At 67.3% G+C, this 6,698-nt stretch carries 4 protein-coding genes, 2 tRNA genes and 2 pseudogenes; 6 read left to right on the top strand and 2 right to left on the bottom strand.

Annotated elements, in window-relative coordinates; translation table 11 throughout:
- Positions 1-244: pseudogene (locus TY25_RS32060) on the top strand (DNA topoisomerase IV subunit B); the annotation flags it as partial.
- A gap of 70 nt (positions 245-314) precedes the next feature.
- Positions 315-2,837 (top strand): DNA gyrase subunit A, encoded by a 2,523-nt coding sequence (gene gyrA, locus TY25_RS32055; protein ID WP_042262476.1) that lies wholly within the window; start codon positions 315-317, stop codon positions 2,835-2,837.
- 108 nt (positions 2,838-2,945) lie between these two features.
- On the opposite strand, the gene TY25_RS44805 is transcribed toward gyrA, so the two are convergent.
- The gene (locus TY25_RS44805; RefSeq protein WP_370466192.1) at positions 2,946-3,269 is read right to left on the bottom strand and encodes a hypothetical protein; all 324 of its coding nucleotides are present in this window, start codon (positions 3,267-3,269) and stop codon (positions 2,946-2,948) included.
- A gap of 24 nt (positions 3,270-3,293) precedes the next feature.
- Here TY25_RS44805 and TY25_RS32050 point away from each other — a divergent pair, with 24 nt between their 5' ends.
- From TY25_RS32050 to TY25_RS32040, 3 genes are all read left to right on the top strand, one after another.
- Entirely contained in the window at positions 3,294-4,094 is an 801-nt protein-coding gene (locus TY25_RS32050) for a DUF3566 domain-containing protein (RefSeq protein ID WP_280433452.1), read from the top strand.
- A gap of 174 nt (positions 4,095-4,268) precedes the next feature.
- Positions 4,269-4,342: transfer RNA gene (locus TY25_RS32045), tRNA-Ile, on the top strand.
- Positions 4,343-4,585: 243 nt separating this feature from the next.
- Positions 4,586-4,658, top strand: a tRNA-Ala gene (locus TY25_RS32040).
- A gap of 376 nt (positions 4,659-5,034) precedes the next feature.
- Here the strand turns inward: TY25_RS32040 and TY25_RS44720 are convergent.
- Positions 5,035-5,915: pseudogene (locus TY25_RS44720) on the bottom strand (alpha/beta fold hydrolase).
- 78 nt (positions 5,916-5,993) lie between these two features.
- Here TY25_RS44720 and TY25_RS32030 point away from each other — a divergent pair.
- Positions 5,994-6,620: a winged helix-turn-helix transcriptional regulator gene (locus TY25_RS32030; protein ID WP_042262470.1), complete on the top strand. Its 627-nt coding sequence runs from the start codon at positions 5,994-5,996 to the stop codon at positions 6,618-6,620.
- Positions 6,621-6,698 lie beyond the last annotated feature (78 nt).

The raw sequence follows: 6,698 nt of genomic DNA, 5'->3' as shown, positions 1-6,698 counted from the left end.
CGCGGCGGGCAAGAAGATCAACAAGGACGACGGCGTGCAGCGCTACAAGGGTCTGGGCGAGATGAACGCCAAGGAGCTGTGGGAAACCACCATGGACCCGTCGGTGCGCGTGCTCAAGCTGGTCACCCTGGACGACGCGGCCGCGGCCGACGAGCTGTTCAGCGTGCTGATGGGCGAGGACGTGGAGGCCCGCCGCAGCTTCATCACCCGTAATGCCAAGGACGTTCGCTTCCTCGACGTATAAGCCGGTGCGCTCGCCCGCCGGGTTCGCGCCCGCGTGGCACCGCAACCGCACCGCCCGCTAAGGAGACTTGATGACCGACACGACGCTGCCTCCGTTCGGAGGCACCGGCGGCGACCGGATCGACCCGGTCGACATCCAGCAGGAAATGCAGAACAGCTACATCGATTACGCGATGAGCGTGATCGTCGGCCGCGCGCTGCCCGAGGTGCGCGACGGCCTGAAGCCGGTGCACCGGCGGGTGCTGTACGCGATGTACGACAACGGATATCGGCCCGACCGCGGTTACGTGAAGTCCGCGCGCCCGGTCGCCGAGACCATGGGTAACTACCACCCGCACGGTGACGCGTCGATCTACGACACCCTCGTGCGCATGGCGCAGCCGTGGTCGCTGCGCTACCCGCTGGTCGACGGCCAGGGCAACTTCGGTTCGCGCGGTAACGACGGCGCGGCCGCCATGCGCTACACCGAGTGCCGGCTGACCCCGCTCGCGATGGAGATGCTGCGCGAAATCGACCACGAGACGGTCGATTTCATCCCGAACTACGACGGTCGCTCGCAGGAGCCGACCGTGCTGCCGAGCCGGGTGCCCGCGCTGCTGATGAACGGCAGCAACGGCATCGCGGTCGGCATGGCGACCAATATCCCGCCGCACAACCTCACCGAACTGGCCGAGGCGATCTACTGGGCACTGGACAACCACGACGCCGACGAAGAATCGACGCTGGCCGCCTGCATGGAGCGGGTGAAGGGTCCGGACTTCCCCACCTACGGACTCATCGTCGGTAGTCAGGGCATCCACGACGCCTACACCACCGGCCGCGGCTCGGTCCGGATGCGCGGTGTGGTCGAGATCGAGGAAGACAACAAGGGCCGGACCACGCTGGTCATCACCGAGTTGCCGTACCAGGTCAACACGGACAACTTCATCAACTCGATCGCCGAGCAGGTGCGCGACGGCAAGATCGCGGGCATCTCCGATATCCACGACGAGTCCTCCGACCGCGCGGGCATGCGGATCGTGGTCACGGTCAAGCGGGACGCGGTCGCCAAGGTCGTGCTGAACAACCTGTACAAGCACACCCAGCTGCAGACCAGCTTCGGCTGCAACATGCTGTCGATCGTCGACGGGGTGCCGCGCACGCTGCGGCTCGACCAGATGATCCGGCTGTACGTCAAGCACCAGTTGGACGTCATCGTCCGGCGCACCAAGTACTTGCTGCGCAAGGCCGAGGAGCGGGCCCACATCCTGCGCGGCCTGGTCAAGGCGCTCGACGCGCTCGACGAGGTCATCGCCCTGATCCGGCGTTCGGCCAACACCGACACCGCGCGCACCGGCCTGATGCAGTTGCTCGACATCGACGAGATCCAGGCCACCGCGATCCTCGACATGCAGCTGCGCCGCCTCTCGGCGTTGGAGCGGCAGAAGATCGTCGACGAGTTGGCCAAGATCGAGCTCGAGATCGCCGACTTGAAGGACATCCTCGCCAAGGAAGAACGGCAGCGCGCGATCGTGCGCGACGAGCTGGCCGAGATCGTCGAGAAGTACGGCGACGACCGGCGCACCCGGATCATCGCGGCCGACGGCGACGTCGCCGACGAGGACCTGATCGCCCGCGAGGACGTGGTCGTCACGATCACCGAGACCGGCTACGCCAAGCGCACCAAGACCGACCTCTACCGCAGCCAGAAGCGCGGCGGCAAGGGCGTGCAGGGCGCCGGGCTCAAGCAGGACGACCTGGTCAAGCACTTCTTCATCTCCTCGACCCACGACTGGCTGCTGTTCTTCACCAACAAGGGCCGGGTCTACCGCGCCAAGGCGTACGAGCTGCCCGAGGCCAACCGCACCGCGCGCGGCCAGCACGTGGCGAACCTGCTCGCCTTCCAGCCGGACGAGAAGATCGCCCAGATCATCCAGATCAAAAACTACGAAGTGGCTCCGTACCTGGTGCTCGCCACCAAGAATGGCCTCGTGAAGAAGTCGAAGCTGTCGGACTTCGATTCCAACCGCAGTGGCGGCATCGTCGCGGTGAATCTGCGCGACGAAGACGAACTCGTCGGTGCCGTGCTCTGCTCGGCCGACGACGACCTGCTGCTGGTCTCGGCGCTCGGCCAGTCGATCCGGTTCTCCGCGACCGACGAGGCGCTGCGTCCGATGGGCCGGGCCACCTCCGGCGTGCAGGGCATGCGGTTCAACGCCTCGGATGAACTCTTGTCGCTGAACGTGGTGCGGCCCGATACATACCTGCTGGTCGCGACCGCCGGCGGCTACGCTAAGCGGACTGCGATCGAGGAGTACACGACGCAGGGTCGCGGCGGTAAAGGTGTATTGACCGTCCAATACGACCCCAAGCGTGGCACCCTGGTCGGTGCGCTCATCGTCGAGGACGAGGATGAGTTGTACGCGATCACTTCCGGTGGTGGTGTCATCCGGACAGTGGCCAAGCAGGTTCGTAAGGCTGGACGACAGACCAAGGGCGTGCGATTGATGAACCTCGGCGAGGGCGATACGTTGCTTGCTATCGCGCGCAATGCCGACGAGCCCGATCCCGATCTGCACGCCGGCGGCGACAGCGACACCGGTTCTTCTGAGTAAACCAACAGCGGCGGCAACGAACGGATCTAAGGATTCCCATTGACCACTCCGAATCAGCCGAATGACGAGCGGCACCAGACGAACGGTGTGACCGAGCGGATCGCACCGTCACCGATTCCGCCGCGGCCGATCCCACGGCCGGTCTCCTCGGCAGAGAACGGGCAGCAGGGCGGCGGGCAGCCGAATGGCGGCCCGCCGAACGGCGGCCAACCGGGTGGTGCGCAGTCGCCGGGCGGCCAGCAGGGCGGGCAACCGCACGGTGGTCAGCCGGGTGGCGCGCGGCCGGGCGGTCCGCAAGCCGGTGGTCAGCAGGGTGGCGGGCCGTCGGCAGGCGGCCCGCAGGGTGGACAGCCCCGCGAAATGCACGACCAGCAAGGCGATTTCGCGAACAAGCAGTCCGGCCCCGAGCAGGTGCCCGGTCAAGGCGGCCAAGAAGCGTTCGACCAGACTGTCCGCATGAACAACTCTGAGTCCGGTGCACCCGAGTCCGGGGATCAGTCCGGCGGCAACGGCGGTGGCCAATCGTCGTTCCAGGAAGGGTGGTCGCAACTTCCGCAGCGGGAGCCGCAGTCCAACCTGTACCGGCCCGGCCAGGCACCGGTGACCGGACGCCCGAGCGGTTCCGGCGGCGGTGGCGGTCTCGGTGGTGGCGTCACCAACGCGCGCACCACCGCGGACCTCGCCGCCAAGGCGGCCCGCAAGGAAGCGGCGATGGTGAAGTCCGTCGGCATCGACGGACCCACCCGCAGCATCGCGCGCCCCGAACTGATCAAGGACATGCCCGACCTGTCCGAGATCCGGCACCCGCTGCCGCCGTCGGCGCCCGAGACCACCGGCCCGCAGACCCCGATCTCGCCCGCGGTGCCCGTCGCGGTCGCGGCCGCCGTCGCCACCGGCGAACCGCTGCGCGCCACCGTGCAGATCCGGCGCATCGACCCGTGGTCCACGCTGAAGATCTCGCTCGTCATCAGCGTCGCGATGTTCTTCGTGTGGATGCTTGCGGTCGGCCTGCTCTACATCGTGCTCGAAGGTATGGGCGTGTGGGAGCGGCTGAACAACACCTTCACCGACATGGTGTCCCAGGACAGCGGGTCGGTCGGCCTCATCGACGCGGGCACGGTCTTCGGCTACGCCGGCGTCATCGGCCTGATCAACGTCGTGCTGTTCACCGCACTCGGCACCGTGGGCACGTTCATCTACAACCAGTGCTGTGATCTCGTCGGCGGCATCCAGGTAACCCTGGCCGACCCCGACTAGAAACCGCTCTCGCCGAACGGCCGGTGCCGCCCCTTCCCGGGCAGCACCGGCCGTTTCCGTCGGTGGCCATGCCGAACTGTCCGGCGCGGAGCTTCTACCAGCCGTTTTGGATGGCATGGCCGGTGTTGTGTACTCTCTACACGTTGTCGCGAACTACGCGCCACAACAACATAAGGGCCTATAGCTCAGGCGGTTAGAGCGCTTCGCTGATAACGAAGAGGTCGGAGGTTCAAGTCCTCCTAGGCCCACCCTTCACTCACGGCAGGCTCATGCTCACTAAGAGCGTGAGCCATTGTTCGTTTCGGAGTGTTTTGTGGGGGTGCAACCCCCACGCCCCGCCCGGCGGGCTTCGCCCCCGGGCCCCCAACATGTGGTTGCGTTCGAATGGCAACTGCGGCTGCCCGACCTCGACCGTCTGTTTTGACCGTGCCGACAGCGGGAAGGTACCGTTGCCGAGTCGAACACCGCACACTGCGCGGTGACGGACATCCGGGGCCTTAGCTCAATTGGCAGAGCACTGCCTTTGCAAGGCAGGGGTTAGGGGTTCGATTCCCCTAGGCTCCACTCGTAGGCGGCCCATGCTCACACAGAGCGTGGGCCGTTCTCGTTCCGCGTGTTTTGTGGGGGCGCAGCCCCCACGCCCTGCCCGGCGGGCTTCGCCCCCGGACCCCCTCCCAGGTCTGCGCCGGGAGGGCTCGCCCTTCGGGCTTCGATGTCCGCCGGTGCTCGCCCTGCGGCGGTTATGACAGCGTCGTCGTTGCGGACTCGCGATCGTGTCGGTGATCCGCCGTGTTTGGTCAAAGGCGTCGGCGCGCGGTCGGCGAATGATGCCGCTAGGTCGCCACCGGGAGTTCGGTGTCCTCGATCGCGGCGACATGCAGGCGTGGCGACTTGAAGCGGATGACGGTCGGCTTTCGAAAACTGTGCTGCCTCAAGGGAATCAGGGGTTTGTCGCGGTCCATTCGCGGAATGCGGTGAGGAACTCTTCGGGGGCGTCGGACTCTACGTAGGTGCCCGCGCCGTTGACGATGACGGTGGTGTGGTCGGGGAAGGTGGCTTCCAGGCGTTCGCGTTCCTGGGGGCGGAAGGCGATGTCGGCGTCGCCCCAGACGATCAGGGTGGGCAGGTGAGCGATGTTCACGTGACCCGTTTCCAGTTCGGCGAAGAAGGCGCGGCTGGACAGGACGCTGCGCGGGAAGACCGCGGTGGCCTTGCGGCGCTCCGGAGTGCTCATCGGCCGGCGGTAGTGGGCCATCTCGGCGGCTGTCGGCTTGCGCCGCTTGTGGCCCAGGGGAATGAACACGTTGACGACGAAGTTCAGGTGCCGAGCCAGGAAGCGGCCCAGGGGTCCGCCGAAGATGCGGGAGAAGTACTCGAAGTGGAAGACGCCGTTGACCGGCCAAGCCCAGGTGTCGGCGAGCACCAGCCGATCGAAGACGCCCGGCCGCCGCTGCGCTGCGGCCAGGCCGATCAGCCCACCCAGTCCTGCCCGACCAGGGTGACGCCGTCGAGGTCGAGCGCGTCCACGAACGCGGTGAGCACGTCCGCGTGTTCCTCGGGCAGGAAGCCGTAACCGGGCTTCGCCGTGGACAATCCGAAGCCCGGGTAGTCGAGGGCGATGCACCGGAAGTCGGCGCGCAGGGCGCGGATCACGTCGCGCCAGAGGAACGACCAGGTCGGATTGCCGTGCAGGAGTAGCAGAGTGGGGCCCGACCCCTCGTCGACGTAATGCACGGTGTGCCCGTCGATCTGGACGAAACGGCTCTCGAACGGGAACAGACTGTCGTCGACCCATGCCGGTCGCGCGGTGATCTCAGCCATGACGGCCCCCTGTCGGCTCGGCCCTAGGATAAGCTTGAGCATTTCAAGCACACTTTATAAAGTCAAGTAGAGGACAGGATGCGTAGTTACGGTCAGTACTGCGGGCTCGCCCGATCGCTGGAGGTGGTCGGCGATCGGTGGAATCTGCTCATCGTGCGCCAGCTCCTCCTCGGCCCGGCGCGCTATCGGGACCTGATCGACGGTCTGCCCGGCATCGCGACCAACCTGCTCGCCGACCGGTTGCGCGACCTCGAGACCGCGGGTGTGCTCGAGCGGCGACTGGCCGGCGCAGGCAATGTGGTGGAGTACGCCCTCACGCCGTGGGGTGCGGAGTTGCGTCAGCCGATCGAGGGCCTGATCCGCTGGTCCACTCCGTTGATGGTGCGCGGCCCCGGCGGCGACTCATTCCGTCCCGAGTGGCTCGCCCTCGCCGTCCCGGCCCTGCTGGCAACCCGGGTCGAGCACGGTCACGCCGCGACGGTCGGTCTCGAGATCGGCGGCGAGCTCTTCCAGCTCTGCGCGACGGGGCCGGGCTTCGTGGTCGGGCTGCCCGACGGCGGCGACGTCGACGCCACGGTCCGTGCCGATCCGGCGGGTGTGCTCGGCCTGGCCGCGGGCGCGCTCACCTTGGACGACGCGCGCGCCCTCGGGCTGGTCGAGGTCGACGGCGACGAGTCGGTCGTCCGGGCGGTCTTCGCCGCCTGACCGGCATGCCGACGACAGTCGGCGAGGCCTGCCTGGACCGCGCGGAGCCGACTCGCGCGGTCGCGACCGTGCGGCGCG

The organism is Nocardia brasiliensis NBRC 14402 (genome assembly GCF_000308475.2).
In the GTDB taxonomy this organism is placed as follows: domain Bacteria; phylum Actinomycetota; class Actinomycetes; order Mycobacteriales; family Mycobacteriaceae; genus Nocardia; species Nocardia brasiliensis.
This window is presented reverse-complemented; position numbering and strand designations above follow the sequence as displayed.

Excerpts from the sequence above, each read along its gene's own strand:
- gyrA (WP_042262476.1), top strand. The coding sequence starts at position 315 with ATGACCGACACGACGCTGCCTCCGTTCGGAGGCACCGGCGGCGACCGG.
- TY25_RS32050 (WP_280433452.1), top strand. The coding sequence starts at position 3,294 with ATGAACAACTCTGAGTCCGGTGCACCCGAGTCCGGGGATCAGTCCGGC.
- TY25_RS32030 (WP_042262470.1), top strand. The coding sequence starts at position 5,994 with ATGCGTAGTTACGGTCAGTACTGCGGGCTCGCCCGATCGCTGGAGGTG.